Annotated in this window: 13 protein-coding genes; 4 read left to right on the top strand and 9 right to left on the bottom strand. The window is 73.7% G+C overall.

Features of this window, described 5'->3' with window-relative positions; genetic code table 11:
- Window positions 1-54: 54 nt before the first annotated feature.
- The 3 genes from AMPC_RS00475 to AMPC_RS00465 are packed head-to-tail and all read right to left on the bottom strand — an operon-like array spanning window position 55 to window position 3,889.
- Entirely contained in the window at window positions 55-1,473 is a 1,419-nt protein-coding gene (locus AMPC_RS00475; protein ID WP_248343560.1) for an aspartate ammonia-lyase, read from the bottom strand.
- 35 nt (window positions 1,474-1,508) lie between these two features.
- Window positions 1,509-2,906, bottom strand: coding sequence for a dihydrolipoamide acetyltransferase family protein (locus tag AMPC_RS00470; protein ID WP_248343559.1), 1,398 nt, complete (start codon window positions 2,904-2,906; stop codon window positions 1,509-1,511).
- Entirely contained in the window at window positions 2,906-3,889 is a 984-nt protein-coding gene (locus AMPC_RS00465) for a pyruvate dehydrogenase complex E1 component subunit beta (RefSeq protein ID WP_248343558.1), read from the bottom strand. The genes AMPC_RS00470 and AMPC_RS00465 overlap by 1 nt, the downstream gene beginning before the upstream one ends.
- A gap of 189 nt (window positions 3,890-4,078) precedes the next feature.
- Here AMPC_RS00465 and AMPC_RS00460 point away from each other — a divergent pair, with 189 nt between their 5' ends.
- Window positions 4,079-6,508 carry an OmcA/MtrC family decaheme c-type cytochrome gene (locus AMPC_RS00460; protein WP_248343557.1) on the top strand — a complete coding sequence of 810 codons (2,430 nt, stop codon included), beginning with the start codon at window positions 4,079-4,081 and terminating at the stop codon, window positions 6,506-6,508.
- 96 nt (window positions 6,509-6,604) lie between these two features.
- On the opposite strand, the gene pdhA is transcribed toward AMPC_RS00460, so the two are convergent.
- The gene (pdhA, locus tag AMPC_RS00455) at window positions 6,605-7,621 is read right to left on the bottom strand and encodes a pyruvate dehydrogenase (acetyl-transferring) E1 component subunit alpha (protein ID WP_248343556.1); all 1,017 of its coding nucleotides are present in this window, start codon (window positions 7,619-7,621) and stop codon (window positions 6,605-6,607) included.
- A gap of 31 nt (window positions 7,622-7,652) precedes the next feature.
- A complete protein-coding gene (locus AMPC_RS00450; RefSeq protein ID WP_248343555.1) occupies window positions 7,653-8,333 on the bottom strand; it encodes an NUDIX domain-containing protein in 681 nt (226 codons plus the stop codon).
- Window positions 8,334-8,445: 112 nt separating this feature from the next.
- Between AMPC_RS00450 and AMPC_RS00445 the strand changes: the two genes are divergently transcribed.
- On the top strand, window positions 8,446-8,910 hold the full coding sequence (locus AMPC_RS00445; RefSeq protein ID WP_248343554.1) for a ferritin-like domain-containing protein: 465 nt from the start codon (window positions 8,446-8,448) through the stop codon (window positions 8,908-8,910).
- A 169-nt stretch (window positions 8,911-9,079) separates the two neighbouring features.
- Here the strand turns inward: AMPC_RS00445 and acnB are convergent, their stop codons facing one another.
- The 4 genes from acnB to AMPC_RS00425 all read right to left on the bottom strand — a co-directional run bounded on the left by acnB (window position 9,080) and on the right by AMPC_RS00425 (window position 14,656).
- The gene (gene acnB, locus AMPC_RS00440; RefSeq protein ID WP_248343553.1) at window positions 9,080-11,629 is read right to left on the bottom strand and encodes a bifunctional aconitate hydratase 2/2-methylisocitrate dehydratase; all 2,550 of its coding nucleotides are present in this window, start codon (window positions 11,627-11,629) and stop codon (window positions 9,080-9,082) included.
- A 94-nt stretch (window positions 11,630-11,723) separates the two neighbouring features.
- Window positions 11,724-13,745 (bottom strand): molybdopterin oxidoreductase family protein, encoded by a 2,022-nt coding sequence (locus tag AMPC_RS00435; RefSeq protein ID WP_248343552.1) that lies wholly within the window; start codon window positions 13,743-13,745, stop codon window positions 11,724-11,726.
- Between the two features lie 12 nt (window positions 13,746-13,757).
- On the bottom strand, window positions 13,758-14,417 hold the full coding sequence (locus AMPC_RS00430; RefSeq protein ID WP_248343551.1) for a LysE family translocator: 660 nt from the start codon (window positions 14,415-14,417) through the stop codon (window positions 13,758-13,760).
- A gap of 8 nt (window positions 14,418-14,425) precedes the next feature.
- Window positions 14,426-14,656, bottom strand: a complete 231-nt coding sequence (locus tag AMPC_RS00425) for a DUF2905 domain-containing protein (RefSeq protein ID WP_248343550.1) — start codon at window positions 14,654-14,656, stop codon at window positions 14,426-14,428.
- 228 nt (window positions 14,657-14,884) lie between these two features.
- Between AMPC_RS00425 and AMPC_RS00420 the strand changes: the two genes are divergently transcribed.
- Window positions 14,885-15,856 (top strand): NAD-dependent epimerase/dehydratase family protein, encoded by a 972-nt coding sequence (locus AMPC_RS00420; RefSeq protein WP_248343549.1) that lies wholly within the window; start codon window positions 14,885-14,887, stop codon window positions 15,854-15,856.
- 105 nt (window positions 15,857-15,961) lie between these two features.
- On the top strand, window positions 15,962-16,639 hold the full coding sequence (locus AMPC_RS00415) for an HAD family hydrolase (protein ID WP_248343548.1): 678 nt from the start codon (window positions 15,962-15,964) through the stop codon (window positions 16,637-16,639).
- Window position 16,640 lies beyond the last annotated feature (1 nt).

The raw sequence follows: 16,640 nt of genomic DNA, 5'->3' as shown, positions 1-16,640 counted from the left end.
CCGAAGGGGCCCTCGCGGCGCCGCCCCGCGCGGCGCGAGCCGCACGGGCCGAGGTCAGGCCCGACCCGGGACGGTGAGGCGGGCCGGGTCGAGCAGCCGGCGCGCCTCGGACGGCGCGAGGCCGCCCTTCTCCACCGCGACGTCGACGATCGACCGGCCGCTCCGGACCGACTCCTTCACGATCTCGGCCGCGGCGGCGTAGCCGAGCCGCGGGGCGAGGGCGGTGGCGAGGCTCACCGTCCGGTCGGCGTAGTGGCGCAGCCGCTCGGGGTCGGCCTCGAGCCCGCGGGCGCAGCGCCGGTCGAAGGCGGCCACGGCGTTCGCGAGGATGGTGAGCAGGTGGCAGAGATCGAAGGCCACGAGCGGCATCATCACGTTGAGCTCGAGCTGGCCGCCGGAGGTGGCGGCGGCGATGGCCGCGTCGAGGCCGATGGCCTGGTAGGAGACCATGGCCAGCATCTCCGCCATCGAGGGGTTCACCTTGCCCGGCATGATGGACGAGCCCGGCTGCACCGGCGGCAGCCGCAGCTCGCCGAGGCCGGTGTTGGGGCCGCTCCCGAGCAGCCGCACGTCGCCGCCGATCCGCAGCAGCTCGAGCGCCAGCACGCGCAGCGCGCCGGAGAGGGCCGCGAACGGCGCCAGCGACTGCATGGCGTAGAAGGTGTTCCCGGCGGGGACGAAGGGGACGCCGGTGAGCCGGTCGAGCTCCTTGCAGATGAGGGCGCGGTAGCGCCGGTCGGCGTTGAGGCCGGTGCCCACCGCCGTGCCGCCGATCCCGAGCGCGGCCAGCTCCGGGAGCGCGTCGGCCACGCGCCGGCCGGCGTGCCGCAGCGCCGCCGCCCAGCCCGAGACCTCCTGGCCGAGCCGCACCGGCGTGGCGTCCATGAGGTGGGTGCGGCCCGACTTCACGAGCCCGTCCCACTCCCCCGCCTTGCGCTCGAAGGTCGCGGCGAGATCCGACACCGCCTCCAGCACCCCCGGCGCGAGCTCCAGCGCCGCGAGCCGGATGGCGGTCGGGATCACGTCGTTCGTGGACTGGGCCATGTTGACGTGGTCGTTCGGATCCACGAGGGCCCGGTCGCCCCGGCGCCCGCCGAGGAGCTCGCAGGCGCGGTTCGCGAGCACCTCGTTCACGTTCATGTGGTGCGAGGTGCCGGCGCCGGCCTGGTACACGTCCACCACGAACTGGTCGCGCCACTGCCCGGCGAGCACCTCGCGCGCGGCCGCCTCGATCGCCCGCGCCTTGTCGCGCGGCAGGAGCCCGAGCTTCGCGTTGACGCGCGCCGCGGCGAGCTTCACCCGGACGGTCGCGTCCACGAAGGCGGGGTGGGGCCGCAGGCCGGAGATGGGAAAGTTCTCCACCGCCCGGGCGGTCTGGGCGCCGTAGAGCGCGGCGGCGGGGACCTCCATCGTCCCCATGGTGTCCTGCTCGATGCGGGTCCCGCCGCGGCGGGGCCTCGGGGTGCGTGCCATGGTCTGCCCTCCGGGCGCCTACCCTACCCCAGGCGTCACGGTGCGGCGACGAGCCGCAAGGGCGACTCGACCACCGCCTTGAAGGTCTGCAGGAAGCGCGCGCCGACCGCGCCGTCGATCACGCGGTGGTCGCCGGAGAGGCCGAAGCGGCAGCGCTCCATCGCCACGATCTCGCCGGTGGCCTCGTCCACCCAGGGGACCTTCTGGGCGGCGCCGACCGAGAGGATGGCGGCCTCGGGCGGGTTGATGATGGCGTAGAAGGCGTCGATCCCGAACATGCCCAGGTTGGACACGGTGAAGGACGCCCCCTGGTACTCCTCGGGCTTGAGCCGCCGGTCGCGGGCCCGCTTCGCGAGGTCGCGCGAGAGCCGGGCGATCTCGAGCACCGACTTCCTGTCGGCGTCGCGCAGCACCGGCGTGATGAGCCCCTCCTCCACCGCCACCGCCATGCCGACGTGCACCGCGCCGCGGCGGAGGATGGCGTCGCCGCCCCAGGCGGCGTTCACCTCGGGGTGGCGGGTGAGGGTCTCCGCGGCCGCCTTGAGCACGAGGTCGTTGAGCGACACCGGCCCCTCGCCCAGCTCCTCGAGCTGCTCCCGGAGCGAGACCAGGCGGCGCAGGTCGGCCGAGATCTCGAGGTAAAAGTGCGGGGCCCCCGGCTTGGCGACGCCCAGGTTGCGCGCGATCGCCTTGCGCATCGGGGAGAGCGGCAGGGACTCGTCGTGGAGGGCGCGCCGGGGCGGGAGCTCGCGGCGCTTCTTCGCGGGGGCGCCGGCCGCGGCCGCGGGGGCGGCGCGGGGGACCTGCTCGAGGTCGGCGAGGACCACGCGGCCGCCCGGGCCGGAGCCCTTGAGCCGCGAGAGGTCGAGGCCGCGCTCGCGGGCCGCCTTGCGGGCGGCGGGCGAGGCGGGGACGCGGCCGGTGAAGGTGCCGGGAGCGGGCTTCTCGGCGGCGGCCCCTCCCCGCCCCTCCGCACCCTGCGGGGAGGGAGCGCCCGTGGCGCGGCCGGCGCCGGCGGGAGCGGGAGCGCTCGGCGGCGGACGCGGGGGCGCGGGGACGGTCGCGGCCGGCGGCGTGGCCTGCGCCGGCGCCACGGGCTGGGTGCTCTCCTTCGAGATCTCGCCCCCGGCCTTGGCCTCCTTGGCCGCGTCGGGCTGCGGCGCAGGCGCGGCGGGCTGGTCCGGCACCTGCTCGCCGGCCTTGCCGATCCAGGCGATGGGCCGACCCACCGGCGCGGTCTCGCCGGCCTGCACCACCACCGCGAGCAGGACGCCGCCCTCGAAGGCCTCCACGTCGAGGGTGGCCTTCTCGGTCTCGACCTGGGCCACCACCTCGCCCGCCTTCACCTCGTCGCCCTGCTTCTTGAGCCACTCGGCGATCTTGCCCTCGGTCATCTCGTCCGAGAGCTTCGGCATGTTGATCGGCTTCGGCATCAGGGGCTCCGGTACAGCACGCGGCGGCACGCCTCGACCACCCGCTCCGGCGTGGGGAGCACCTCGTGCTCGAGCGGCTTGGCGTACGGCATGGGGACGTCGAGGCCGGTCACCCGCAGCACCGGCGCGTCGAGCTCGTCGAAGGCGTGGCGCTGGATCGAGTCGGCGATCTGGGCGCCGGAGCCCATCCACGGCCAGCCCTCCTCGACGATGACGCAGCGGTGCGTGCGGGCGACCGAGGCGAGCACCGCGTCGAGGTCGAAGGGACGCAGGGTGCGCGGATCGAGGACGCAGGCCTCGATCCCGTCCTGGGCGAGGAGCTCCGCCGCCTTCTGGGCCACGAACCGCATCTTCTGCCAGGCCACGATCGTCACGTCGCCGCCGTCGCGCACGAGGTCGGCCTTGCCGAAGGGGATGAGGAGCTCGCCCTCCTCCACCTCGCCCTTGGTGCCGTACAGCACCTCCGACTCCATGAAGATGACCGGGTCGTCGTCGCGGATGGCGGTCTTGAGGAGCCCCTTGGCGTCGCGCGGGGTGGCGGGGACGCAGACCTTGAGGCCGGGGACGTAGGCGTAGGTGTTCTCGAACACCTGCGAGTGCTGCGAGGCGAGCTGGTGGGCCGCCCCTTGCGGGCCGCGGAAGACGACGGGGCAGTGCAGCTGGCCCCCCGACATCGACCGGAGCTTGGCCGCGTTGTTCACGATCTGATCGTAGGCGAGGAGGGCGAAGTTCCAGGTCATGACCTCGACGATCGGTCGAAGCCCCCCCATGGCGGCGCCGACGCCGAGGCCGCAGAACCCGAGCTCGGCGATGGGGCTGTCCACCACCCGCCAAGGCCCGAATTCCTTCAGCAGCCCCTGGGAGATCTTGTAGGCGCCGTTGTACTGGCCCACCTCCTCGCCGAGGAGGAAGACCCGCTCGTCGCGCGCCATCTCCTCGCGCATCGCCTGGTTGAGCGCCTCGCGGTAGGAGAGGGTCGGCATGGGGGAGCCTTTTGGCCGAGGCTCGTGCCGGGCGCAAGCAAAACCGGAACCGGGCCCGGTCCTCGTCCCGCCGCCCGCCCGCCCGCCCCCCCCATCAAGTGCCAGCGGATCCTCACGTGGGGCATGGTCAGAGGGCCGGATTTCCGGCATCTAGGACCGCGCGTCACGACACCACGCCGGAGGAACCACGTGAAGCCATCCGCTCGTCTGGGAAGCACGGCCCTGCTGGTCGCCGCGATCGTTTTCACTGGTTGTTCAGGGAGCCGCGGCTCGGCCGGGCCGCAGGGCCCCGCCGGAACGCCCGGCCCCGCCGGTCCGGCGGGCGGGACCACCGGCGTCTCCACCGGCCTCAACATCAACATCACGAACGCGGCGATCACCGCCGACCGCCACCCGTACGCGATCTTCACGATCCTCGACAACAACAAGAATCCCCAGGCCGCGGCCGGCATCTCCTTCAACTGGACCATCGCCTACCTCGGCACCGACGCGACGAGCGGCATCGGCGCCTACCAGAGCTACATCCTGCAGACCGTCACCGGGAACGCGCCGGGCGGCGCCGCCGGCACCACCCAGCAGCCCACCTCGGAGTCGGGGACCGCCGGCACGCTCACCGACCTGGGCGGCGGGCAGTTCCAGTACACCTTCAAGCTGACCCTGCCGGCGACCTACAGCGCCACGGCGACCCACCGCATCGGCATGTGGGCCAGCCGGCCGCTCCCCGGGACCGGCACCGGCGCGAGCAACCCCACGCAGAACGACATCGCCAACGCGGTGCTCGACTTCGTCCCGGCCGGCGGCACGCCCCAGACGCGCGACCTCACGGCCTCGACCAACTGCAACGCCTGCCACGGCATCCTGCAGGTGCACGGCGGGTTCCGGCGCGACTACCGGCTCTGCATGACCTGCCACACCACGCAGCTCGCCGATCCGGACACGAACGACACCGGCAACCCGGCCAACCTGAACCCGCTCGACCTCGGCACGCTGGTGCACCGCATCCACCGCGGCAAGGCCCTGCCCACGCTCACCCGCGCGCTGGCGGCCGCCAACGCCGGCGACGCCACCGGGCAGGCTTGGGAGTACCACGTCATCGGGTTCCGCAACGGCGACAACGTCTACGGCAGCGTGATCGCGAACCCCAACACCGCCTCCACGACCAAGTTCGTCGCGACCGGCGTGCAGTACCCGCGCTTCAACGACCTGCGGAACTGCGCCGCCTGCCACGCCCAGGTGAAGGACCAGAGCGGCAAGGTGATCGCCGCCGCCCAGGCCGACCAGTGGCAGACCACGGTCAGCCGCCGGACCTGCGGCAGCTGCCACGACGACGTCTGGTTCGGCGACCCCTCGCAGCTCCCGAAGTTCCACAAGATGCACGGCAGCTCGACCGACCCGACCCAGGGGCTCCCGCAGGCCAACGACGCCGGGTGCGCCACCTGCCACCCGCGCACGCAGGGCTCCGGCAGCTACAGCCTCGCGGTGGCCGACGCGCACCAGCACCCCGAGGTGGCGATCGGCGTCGCGAACCCGTTCACCGTCAGCATCGTGAGCGCCAGCGGGACCCCGGGCGCCCCGGCGACCGTCACCTTCAAGATCCTCGACAAGAGCGGCAACCCGATCCCGCCCGATCCGACGCTGGGCCTGCAGTACAACGCGAGCTCCTTCCCCAACGGGCTCACCGGCCTCAACGTGGTCATGAACGGGCCGACCTCGCCCGACTACAGCTTCAACGGGACCAACGCCGCGACCCCGGTCACCTCGCCCTTCCGCAGCACCGAGGCGCTCAGCACCTGGACCGGCAAGTACAACGCCGCGACCGGCGCGTACACCTACACGTTCCCCGGCACCCAGGTGATCCCGGCCAACGCGACCGGCACCTGGGCGATCGCCATCGAGGGGCGCCGGGGCCGGACCGTGACCCACCCGACCTCGCACGGGGTCGAGAACTTCACCGAGGGGTTCGTGAACCCGGTCGCCTACTTCAGCGTGGACGGGAGCACCGTGACGCCGCGCCGGACCGTGGCCCCCATCCAGCAGTGCAACGCGTGCCACTTCCGCTTCGCCTTCCACGGCGGTCAGCGCCGCAACGTGGAGGAGTGCGTGATGTGCCACGCGCCGGACGCGAGCGACAAGCCGGCGCACAGCACGACCGCGGTGGACAACCTGCCGTACCGGACCATCGACCTCAAGCCGATGCTCCACAAGATCCACACCGGCGAGAACCTGGATCTGTCCCAGCCGTACTTCGTCTCGGGCACGTACTTCGGCGACAAGGCCTTCCCGGGCACCCGCGCCAACTGCGCCATCTGCCACCAGGCGAACACCTTCACGCTCGACGCCATGCCGTCGAACGCCAGCCCCACCCTGTACCAGCAGATCGCGGCGCCCGCGGCCGGCGTGTCCGGAGGGGACGCCAGCGCGCTCGGGATCGTGGGCCCCATGGGCTCCGCCTGCCTCGGCTGCCACGACCACTCCGACTCGGTGGCCCACGTGCAGGCGATGACCAACGGCTGGAACACCGCGAGCCCGGTCGAGAGCTGCACCGTCTGCCACCAGGAGAGCTCGCAGTTCTCGGTGACGTCGCTCCACGCGCCGTTCGCGAACGGCTTCCGCGAGTAGCGGCGCCGCCCGCCTGACGCACGTCGGCCCGGTCCGGGAGCCTCCCGGGCCGGGCCGAGCCTTCTCCGGAGGGCCGCCGGCCGGCCGCCCCGCGCCTCAGATCTCGCGGTGGATCGCCGGGTCGGACGGGGAGGCGTAGATGTCGGTCCAGATGACGCCCGGGTCCGGGCTCTTGCCCTGCTCCGCCGCCTGCAGCGCCGCCTGGACCACCTTGCCCACCTCGGCGTCGAGCGCCTCGAGCTCCGCCGGCGGCACCTCCAGCCCGGCGGCGCGCGCGTGCTCGGCGAGGACGTTGAGCGGGTCGCGCTTCTTCTGCTGCTCCACCTCGTCGCGGGTCCGGTAGGTGGCCGGGTCGGCCATGGAGTGGCCGCGGAAGCGGTAGGTGCGGGCCTCGATGAGCACCGGGCGCCCCTCGCGCGGCCGGCACTCGGCGGCGGCGCGGGAGATGGCGTCGCGCACGGCGAGCACGTCCATGCCGTCCACCAGCTCGCCCCGGACCGCGTTGGCCGAGCCGCGCTGCCAGACCTCGGTCACCGCCGAGCTCCGCTCGATGGAGGTGCCCATCCCGTAGCGGTTGTTCTCGCAGACGAAGATGCAGGGCAGCTTCCAGAGCGCCGCCATGTTGAGCGACTCGTGGAAGGCGCCGTTGTTCACCGCCGCCTCGCCGAACAGGCAGACCACCACGCCGTCCGACTGCCGGTAGCGCTCGGCGAAGGCGAGCCCCAGCGCGAGCGGGATCTGGCCGCCCACGATCCCGTAGCCGCCGAAGTTGTGGCGCGGGGCGTCGAACATGTGCATCGAGCCGCCCTTGCCCTTGGTGATCCCCTCCGCCTTGCCGTACAGCTCCGCCATGACGCGCTCGGGGGGCGAGCCCCAGGCGAGGGCGTGGCCGTGGTCGCGGTAACCGTTGATGAGGTAGTCGCGGGCCGGGTCGAGCGCGGCGTGGACGCCCACCGCCACCGCCTCCTGGCCGATGTACAGGTGGCAGAACCCGCCGATCTTCCCCTCGGTGTAGACGCGCCCGGCGGCCTCCTCGAAGCGGCGGAGGAGCAGCATCTGGCGGTAGAGGGCGAGCACCTCGGACCGGTCGAGCCCCGGCTTGTTCTCTGGCATGGGCTGCTTCTTACGGGCTCCGGGCCCGATGTCAACGCCGCGCCGCGAGCCGATCGCGCAGCCGCCGCAGCGCGAGCTCGGTCTTGGCGTCCTCGATCTCGCCCGCCTCGCAGGCGGCGACGGCCGCCTCGAGCGGGCGCCAGCGGAGCCGGGCCCCCTCCTCGAGCGGCGAGCCGTCGCCGTCGCCGGGCGCGTCCTGCTCCGCCGCCGCCTCCCCGCGCGGCACCTCGGCGCAGAGCAGGTGGATCTTCTCGGAGGCGATGCCCGGGAGCATGAAGAAGCCGGCCCCGAGCGGCTCGAAGGCCGCCGGCGGGAGCGAGAGCCCCGCCTCCTCCCGGACCTCGTCGGCGGCGCGCCGCCGGAGGGCGTCGAGCCCGACCTCCCCCGGCTCGATCACGCCGGCGATGAGCTCCTCGAGCAGGAGGTACTCGCCCTCCGGCAGGCAGGTGGCGCGCCCCCGCCGGAAGAGCGCCGCCGGCCGCAGCCCGGCGCGGGTCAGGACCTCCCAGCCGGCGGGGCCGCGGGCGTAGAGGCAGACCGCCACCGCGTCGAAGCTGGGCCGGTCGATGACGTCGATCGGGTACTCGGGCGAGGCGCTGCCGTCGGCGCGCCGGTTGCGGGCCCGGTACCGCTTCAGCCGGAGGAAGCCCTCGTCGCACCGGCTCCGCGCCGTGCGGTCCTCCACGATCTCGATGTCGGTCACGGTCGGCATGCAGCCAAGTAGGCCCGCCCGGGCCCGGCGCGCAAGCCCGGAGCGCGGGGGTGGTGCCGCGCTGCGGCGGGACCCAGCTTTGAGCGGACTTCGTCTCGAGGGGGGAACGGCGATGCAGGCACGCGAGATCACCGAGCAGCTCCGGGAGCTCATCCAGCTCGACGTGGACGCGGTCCACGCCTACGACCAGGCGCTCCGGGCGCTCGAGCCCACGCCCGCCGTCCAGGGGACTCTGGCGGAGTTCCGGCTCGACCACCAGCGCCACGTCCTGGAGCTCTCGCAGGCGCTCCTCCGCATGGGCGAGAACCCGCCGGCCTTCTCCTCCGACATGAAGGGGTTCGTCCTCGAGGGGGTCACCGCCCTGCGCGGCCTCACCGGCCCGGAGGGGGCGCTGAAGGCGATGCGCGGGAACGAGCAGCTCACCAACGCCGTCTACGCGACGGTGCTCGCGAAGCCGCTGCCCGCCGAGATCCTCGCCATCGTGCGCCGGGCCTACGCCGACGAGCAGCGGCACCTCGCCTACATCGAGAGCGCGCTCGACGGCCGGGTCTGGGAGGGCGGGGAGGCGCGGACGTAGCCGCGCGGCGCCGCAGCCCCCTCCCTCGTCCTCCCCCGCTCACGCGGGAGAGGGGATCCTCGAGGGCGCCCCGAGGAGCTCCCTCCGCTCCGGCCGAGGCGAAGGGATCCTCGAGGGCGCCAGGGGGAAGCTCCCTCCCCGCCGGGGCGGGGAGGGATGGCCAGGAGGACTACGCGACGATCCGCAGCCCCTTGTACTCGGGCAGCTCGTCGAACTGCAGGTACCGGTAGACCGACGCCTTCTTGGGCTCGATCTTCTCCTGGTACGCCGCGAGGTACTCGGCGACGGTCGGCAGGCGGCCCAGGTTGGCGGCGAGCGCGCCCAGCTCGGCGGAGCCGAGGAACACCTTCGCGCCCTTGCCCATGCGGTCGTCGAAGTTGCGGGTGCTGGTCGAGAAGACCGTGGCGCCGTCCGGCACGCGGGCCTGGTTGCCCATGCAGAGCGAGCAGCCGGCGGTCTCGATGCGGGCCCCGATGGCGCTGAAGATCGAGAAGAAGCTCTCGTCCTTGAGCTGCTGCTGGTCCATGCGGGTGGGCGGGCAGATCCAGGTGCGAACCGCGCCGTTGAACCCCTTGCCCTTCCAGATCTCGCCGGCCGCGCGGAAGTGGCCGATGTTGGTCATGCAGGAGCCGAGGAACACGTCGTGGATCGGGGTGTTCTGCACCTCCGACAGGACCTTCACGTCGTCCGGGTCGTTCGGGCAGGCGAGGATGGGCTCCGCGACCTGGGCGAGGTCGATCTCGATCACCGCCGCGTACTCCGCGTTCTCGTCGGCGCGGAGCAGCTCGGGCTTCGCGAGCCACGCCTCCACCGCCTCGATGCGGGCCGCCAGCGTCTTCGCGTCCTGGTAGCCGTCGGCGATCATCTTCCGCATGAGCGCCACGTTCGAGCGCAGGTAGGTCGCCACGCTGTCCACCGAGAGGTCGATGCAGGCGGCGGCGGCGCTGCGCTCCGCGGCGGCGTCGGTGAGCTCGAAGGCCTGCTCGACGGAGAGGTTCGGGAGCCCCTCCATCTCGAGGATCCGGCCGTTGAAGACGTTCTTCTTGTTCTTCTTCGGGACGGTGAGGAGCCCCTGCTTGATCGCCTCGAGCGGGATGGCGTTCACCACGTCGCGCAGGGTGATGCCGGGGCGGAGCTCGCCCTTGAAGCGGACCAGCACGCTCTCCGGCATGTCGAGCGGCATGAAGCCCGCGGCGCCGGCGAAGGCGACGAGGCCGGAGCCGGCCGGGAAGCTGATGCCGATGGGGAAGCGGGTGTGGCTGTCGCCGCCGGTGCCGACGGTGTCGGGGAGCAGGAGCCGGTTGAGCCAGCTGTGGATGACGCCGTCGCCCGGCTTGAGCGACACGCCGCCGCGGGCCACCACGAAGTCGGGCAGCGTCTTGTGCATCTTCACGTCGGCCGCCTTGGGGTAGGCGGCGGTGTGGCAGAAGCTCTGCATGAAGAGCGGCGCCTGGAACTTGAGGCAGGCGAGCTCCTTCAGCTCGTCGGCGGTCATGGGGCCGGTGGTGTCCTGGCTCCCGACCGTGGTCATCTTCGGCTCGCAGGCGGTGCCGGGGAGGATGCCCGCCACGCCGCAGGCGCGGCCGACCATCTTCTGCGCCAGCGAGTAGCCCTGGCCCGGCTTCGCCGCCGGGTTCACCGGCTTCACGAAGAGGTCGGTCGCGGGCAGGCCGAGCGCGGCGCGGGCCCTCTCGGTGAGCGAGCGGCCGATGAAGAGCGGGATGCGGCCGCCGGCCTTGAACTCGTCGCGCAGGGTGTTGGGGGCGAGCTCGAACTTCGAGAGCACCTCGCCGGCCTCGGTGCGGACCTCGCCCTTCGCGGTGTCGATCACCACCACGTCGCCGGTCTTGAGCTTCGTGACGTCGGTGCGGATGGGGAGCGCGCCCGAGTCCTGGGCGGTGTTGAAGAAGATGGGGGCGATGACGCCGCCGATGATGACGCCGCCGCGCCGCTTGTTCGGCACGAAGGGGATGTCGTCGCCGATGTGCCAGAGCACGCTGTTGCAGGCGCTCTTGCGCGAGGAGCCGGTGCCGACCACGTCGCCCACGAAGGCGACCTGGAAGCCCTCCTTGCGGAACTGGGCGATGGTGGCGAGGCCGGCCGGGAACTTGCTCTTGCCCATGGCGAGGGCGTGGAGCGGGATGTCGGGGCGGGTGGAGGCGTCGCCGGCGGGCGAGAAGTCGTCGGTGTTGATCTCGCCGTCCACCTTGAAGACCTTCACCTTCACCGTCGCGGGCACGCCCTCGCGGCGGGTGAACCACTCGGCGGCGGCCCAGCTCTCGAGCACCTTCTTCGCGGCGGCGACGGTCTTCGCGAGCTTCGCCACGTCGTCGAAGGCGTCGTAGACCTGCGTGGTGCCGGCGAGGGCCCTGGCCGCCTCGTCGGCGAGCGCGGGATCCTGCAGCGCGGAGACGAGCGGCTGGACGTTGTAGCCGCCGAGCATGGTCCCGAGGAGCCGGACCGCGTCCACGCGGGAGATCACCGGCGAGGACTTCCGGCCGGCGGCCACCTCGGCGAGGAACGCCGCCTTCACCTCGGCCGCGGGATCGACGCCGGGGGAGACGCGGTCGCGGAGCAGGCCGAGCAGGAAGGCCTCCTCGCCCTTCGGCGGGCTCTCCAGCAGGCGGCAGAGCTCCCGGGTCTGCTCGGGGTCGAGGGGCTTCGCGGGGATGCCCTGGGCGCTGCGCTCCGCTTCGTGCTTCCGGTACGCGTCGATCAAAGGAGTCCTCCTTGGGGGTGGGCCGCGGTCTTATACAACGAGTGCGGCCGCCCTGTCAGGGGGGCTTTCCCACTGCGCGTGCGGGCAATCGGGGCTAGCTCGGCGCGGCCTCGGCCCGCCGCACGTCCACGCGGTTGTCGTAGAACGTGGAGCCGCCGCCCTGGTCCGAGAGCCGCTGGGAGGTCAGGGCGTTGACCGTCCGGTCGCCCGGCGCGTGGGCGATCCACCAGACCCCCTCGGCGACCGCCAACCCATCCGGGATCTTCGCGCTGACGTGCAGCGTGAACCGGACCTCGCCGAGCCCGTTCCAGGCCACCACGGCGTCGCCCTCCGAGAGCCCGCGCGCCCGGGCCTCGGCGGGAGAGAGCTGCAGCCGCATGCCGCCGGCCTTGGCCCGCAGGTCCTCGCGATCCATGAAGGTCGAGTTGAGCGTGTACGGGTTGACGCCGGTCTGCAGCCGGAGCGGCAGGGCGCCGCCGTCCTCGTGCGTCGGGAGGTGATCGAGGAGCGGCCGCGCCTCCCGCGGGTTGAGGAGCTCCATCTTCCCGGACGGCGTGCGGAAGCGGCGGGCGTCGGCCGGGAGCCGCAGCGGCACCGCCCGCCCCGCCTCGAGCGCGGCGCGGTCGAGCCCCTCGCGCATCGGCGACGGGCGCGCCAGGAGCGCGTCGATGAGGTCGTCGGCGCTCCGCCGGAACACCTCGTCCTCGAACCCCATGGCCCGCGCGAGCAGCTGGAACAGCTCCCAGTTCGGCTTCGACTCCCCGACCGGCGGGATGGCGGGGCGCGCCCGCTGGACGGCGTAGTGGCCGTAGGAGCGGTAGAGGTCCGGGTGCTCGAGGGAGCTGGTCGCCGGGAGCACCAGGTCGGCGTAGCGCGCGGTGTCGGTGAGGAACCGCTCGTGGACCACGGTGAAGAGGTCCTCGCGCGCGAGGCCGGCGAGCACGGCGTTCTGGTCGGGCGCCACCGCCGCCGGGTTGGAGTGGTAGACGAAGAGCGCCTTGACCGGGTTCGGGAAGGAGGGCGCGAGCGCCTCGCCGAGCCGGTTCATGTTGACGATGCGCGGGGCCGGCGAGGGCATGAGGTCGGGGCGCGTCACCACGGACACGTCGAACGCCTCGCTCCCCGACGAGCCGGCGTAGCAGCCCCCGCCGTCGCGCCCGAACGAGCCGGCGAGCGCGGAGAGGCCGAGGATGCAGCGGACGTTCATCGCGCCGTTTCCGTAGCGCGAGAGGCCGTTGCCGAGCCGGATGAAGGGGGCCCTCGCGGCGGCGAAGGCGCGCGCGAGCGCCTCGATCCGCTCCGGCGCGAGCCCGGTCACCTCGGCCACGCGGGCCGGCGGGAAGCGCGGCAGGACCTCCGCGCGCAGCGCCTCGTGGCCCTGGACGTGCGCCTCCACGAAGGCCCGGTCGGTGAGCCCGTCGCGATCGAGGACGTGCATGAGCCCGAGCGCCAGGGCGCCGTCCGAGCCGGGCCGGACCAACACCTGCTCGTCGGCGAGCGCCGCGGTCGGCGTCTCGTAGGTGTCGATGGCCCAGACCCGGGCGCCGCGGGCGCGCGCCTGCTTCACGCGCTGCACGAAGTGGAGGTTGGTGGCGACGGCGTTGAGCCCCCACATGACGATGAGGTCGCTCTTCGCCGCCTCGTCGGGATCGAGCCCGAGGGTGGCGCCCATCACCGACTTCCAGCCGGCCTCCTTGCCGGAGGCGCAGATGGTCCGGTCGAGGCGGGAGGCGCCGAGCCTGTGGAAGAAGGCGTGCCCGGCGTTGCGCTGCACGAGCCCCATGGTGCCGGCGTACGAGTAGGGCAGGATGGCCTCCGCCCCGTGTCGCGCGGCCACCTCGCGGAGCCGCTCGGCGATGCGGGCGACGGCCGCCTCCCAGGAGATGGGCCGGAAGGCGCCCTCCCCCTTCGCGCCCACCCGCTCGAGCGGGGTGGTCAGGCGCTGCGGCGAGTGCACCTGCCGCTGGTAGTCGTTCATCTTGGGGCAGAGGGTGCCCCTGGAGTACGGGTGCTCCGGATCGCCCTTCACCGCGACGGCGCGGCCGGCCTCGACCTCCACCAGCAGGCCGCAGCAGTCGGGGCAGTCGTAGGGGCAGGCGGAGCGGGCGAGGGTCATGGGGGACGCATCCTAGCGGAGGCGGGCGGTGGGGCGAACCCCCTCGGCGCGCGCTCCGGCGAGGAGCGTCCCCAGGCCGAGCGCGACGTAGACGCCGCCCGAGAGCAGGCGGGCGCCGCGCCGGGCCGCGGGGCTGCGGCCGATCCGATCGCCGACCGCGCCGGCGAGGAGCGCGTAGGTGCAGTCGCTCGCGACGGCGAGGGCCACGAACCACGCGCCGAGCAGGAGGAGCTGCAGCGGCACGCGGCCGCGCGACGGGTCGGCGAACTGCGGCAGGAAGGCCAGGAAGAAGATGGCGGTCTTGGGGTTGAGGAGGTTCACGAGGAAGCCTTGCGCGAAGAGGCGGCGCGCCGGCGCGGGAACGGGCTCCCCCTCCGCCGCGGCCGGCCGCGAGAGCCAGACCCGCAGCCCGAGGTAGACGAGGTACGCCGCCCCGCCCCAGCGCACGAGCCCGAACGCGACCGCCGAGGAGGCGAGCAGCGCCGACAGCCCGAGCACCGCCGCGGCCACGTGGACCAGCCCCCCGCTCGCGATCCCCATGGCGGAGATGAGCCCCGCCCGCCGCCCCTGCTGCAGGCTGCGCGCGACGATGAAGGTGACGGCCGGGCCGGGCACCACGATGAGGGCGCCGGCGGCGAGCGTGAAGAGGAGGAAGGCGGAGGAGGAGAGCATGGGGAGGGTCAGCGACGCCCGCAGAGCCAGAGGAGCGCGGAGAGCGCCAGGCTCAGGAGCAGCGAGGTGGCGAGCGGGAAGTAGAAGCGGAAGTTGCCCCGCTCCACGGAGAGGTCGCCGGGGAGCCGGCCGATCCGGAGGCCCGGGAAGCGCTCCGCCGCGAGGAGCAGCAGGCCGAGCGCCACCAGCAGCGCGCCCGCGCCGAGGAGGAGCCGCCCGAGGGAGCCGAGTCCGGTCACGACGGGAACTGTAGCAGCGCCGGCGCCGGATGGCCCGCGCCGCCCGGCCGGACGGAGCGTGGCGAGCCGCTCACGGGTCCACGCTGACGGCGTCGGCGCGCAGCCGCACCGGCGCGGCCGCCCCTCGCCGTCCACCTTCAGCTCGACGAGCGCGCTCCCCTCCAAGCGGCGCGGGGGAGCCCCGCGCTCACCGTTGACCCCGCCGGGTGGCCGTGCTTCTCCTCTCGCATGCGCGCCCTCGTCACCGGCGCCGGGGGCTTCCTCGGCCAGCACCTCGCGCGAGCGCTGGTCGCGAGCGGGCACGAGGTCCGGGCCATGGTGCGGCCCGGCGGGAGCCGGGGCGAGCTGGGCGGCGGCGTGGAGGTGGTGGCGGGAGACGCCACCCGGCCCGACGACCTCGCCCGCGCGGTGCGCGGCTGCCCGCTCGTCTTCCACCTCGCGGGAGTGCGGCGCGCGGCGGTCCGGGAGGAGTTCCTCCGGGTGAACGCCGAGGGAACCCGGCTCGCGCTCGAGGCCTGCCTCGCCGAGGGGGCGGCGGCGCAGCGGTTCGTGCTCGCGGGCTCGCTCGCCGCGGCGGGGCCGTCGCGCGAGGGGAAGCGCGAGGAGGACCCGCTCCAGCCGGCGGAGTGGTACGGCGAGTCGAAGGCGGAGGCGGAGCGGATCGCCCTCTCCTACGCCGGGCGGCTGCCGGTGGCGGTGGCGCGCCCGCCGCGGATCATCGGCCCGGGGGACCGCGAGAACCTCCTCTTCTTCCGGATCGTGGCGCGGGGGCTCCTCCTCGAGCTCTCCGGCCCGCCCCGCCCCCTCTCCTGGATCGACGTGCGCGACTGCGCGCGCGGGTTCCTGGCGCTGGCGGAGCGGCCCGAGGCCCCGGGCCGGGCGTTCTTCCTCGCCTCGGCGGAGCGGACCGACCTCTCCGGGCTGCAGCAGGCGGTCGCGGAGGCGCTCGGGATCCGGCCCCGCCGGGTGCGGCTCCCGGCCGGCGCCCTCCGCGCCGCCGCCCTCGTCGCCGACCTCCTCACGCGCGCCACCGGCCGGCGGCTCCCGCTCAACCGGAAGCTGGCGCGTCAGCTCCTGGCGCCCGGGTGGACCTGCGAGGTCTCGCGCGCCCGCGACCTGCTCGGGTTCGAGGCGCGCATCCCGCTCGCCGACTCGGTCCGGGACTCCTGCGAGGCCTACCGCGCCGCCGGCTGGGTGTGAGCGTCGCCGCGCGCGCGGGCCGGGCGCGCCGCACGCCGGTCCGCGTCACCCCCGCCCTCCTTACGCCTTTACAAGGGCCCGCCTGCTCGGTAACAGACCGGGAACATGGCGGATTCGCGCAAGGCTGCCTTCTTCGACGTGGACGGGACGCTGGTCGCGACCAACATCGTCCACGCCTTCGCCTTCTACGCCATGAACCAGGGCACGATCTTCGGCACCGCCTGGCGGACCGCCAGGACGGCGCTGTCGGTCCCGGCGCTCTGGCTCCTCGACAAGGCCAACCGGAAGGTCTTCAACGAGGTCTTCTACCGGTTCTACGAGGGGCAGACCGAGGACCGGCTGCGCGAGCTCTCCCGCGAGCTCTTCCGCGAGGTGCTCCGGCCCGCCATCCACAAGGGCACGCCGCACCTGCTCGACGAGGCGCGCCGCGCCGGCTGCCGCATCGTGCTCGTCACCGGCGCGCTCGACTTCACGGTGGAGGAGCTGGCGCGCCACCTCGGCGCCGACGATCTCATCGCCAACCGGATGCACTTCGTCGAGGGGGTCGCGACGGGGCGGGTGGTCCCGCCGATCGTCGAGGGCGCCCACAAGGCGGTGGTCATCCGCGACTACTGCGTCCGGCAGGGGATCGCCCTCGACCGGAGCCACGCCTACTCCGACAGCTTCTCCGACTACCCCATGCTGGCGGTGGTCGGCCACCCGGCGGCGGTGAACCCGGACCTCCGCCTGCGCAACGTCGCCCGCGCCTACGAGTGGCCCATCCTCGAGACCGTCGAGGCCTGAC

The organism is Anaeromyxobacter paludicola, from assembly GCF_023169965.1.
Lineage (GTDB): Bacteria > Myxococcota > Myxococcia > Myxococcales > Anaeromyxobacteraceae > Anaeromyxobacter_B > Anaeromyxobacter_B paludicola.
The sequence above is the reverse complement of the archived record's forward strand: the minus strand, read 5'-3'. Positions and strand labels throughout refer to the sequence as shown.

Bases quoted from the DNA above. Each gene is read 5' to 3' on its own strand.
- AMPC_RS00450 (WP_248343555.1), bottom strand. From the start codon at position 8,333: ATGCCGACCGTGACCGACATCGAGATCGTGGAGGACCGCACGGCGCGG.
- AMPC_RS00470 (WP_248343559.1), bottom strand. From the start codon at position 2,906: ATGCCGAAGCCGATCAACATGCCGAAGCTCTCGGACGAGATGACCGAG.
- AMPC_RS00430 (WP_248343551.1), bottom strand. From the start codon at position 14,417: ATGCTCTCCTCCTCCGCCTTCCTCCTCTTCACGCTCGCCGCCGGCGCC.
- AMPC_RS00420 (WP_248343549.1), top strand. From the start codon at position 14,885: ATGCGCGCCCTCGTCACCGGCGCCGGGGGCTTCCTCGGCCAGCACCTC.
- AMPC_RS00475 (WP_248343560.1), bottom strand. From the start codon at position 1,473: ATGGCACGCACCCCGAGGCCCCGCCGCGGCGGGACCCGCATCGAGCAG.
- AMPC_RS00445 (WP_248343554.1), top strand. From the start codon at position 8,446: ATGCAGGCACGCGAGATCACCGAGCAGCTCCGGGAGCTCATCCAGCTC.
- AMPC_RS00415 (WP_248343548.1), top strand. From the start codon at position 15,962: ATGGCGGATTCGCGCAAGGCTGCCTTCTTCGACGTGGACGGGACGCTG.
- pdhA (WP_248343556.1), bottom strand. From the start codon at position 7,621: ATGCCAGAGAACAAGCCGGGGCTCGACCGGTCCGAGGTGCTCGCCCTC.
- AMPC_RS00465 (WP_248343558.1), bottom strand. From the start codon at position 3,889: ATGCCGACCCTCTCCTACCGCGAGGCGCTCAACCAGGCGATGCGCGAG.
- AMPC_RS00435 (WP_248343552.1), bottom strand. From the start codon at position 13,745: ATGACCCTCGCCCGCTCCGCCTGCCCCTACGACTGCCCCGACTGCTGC.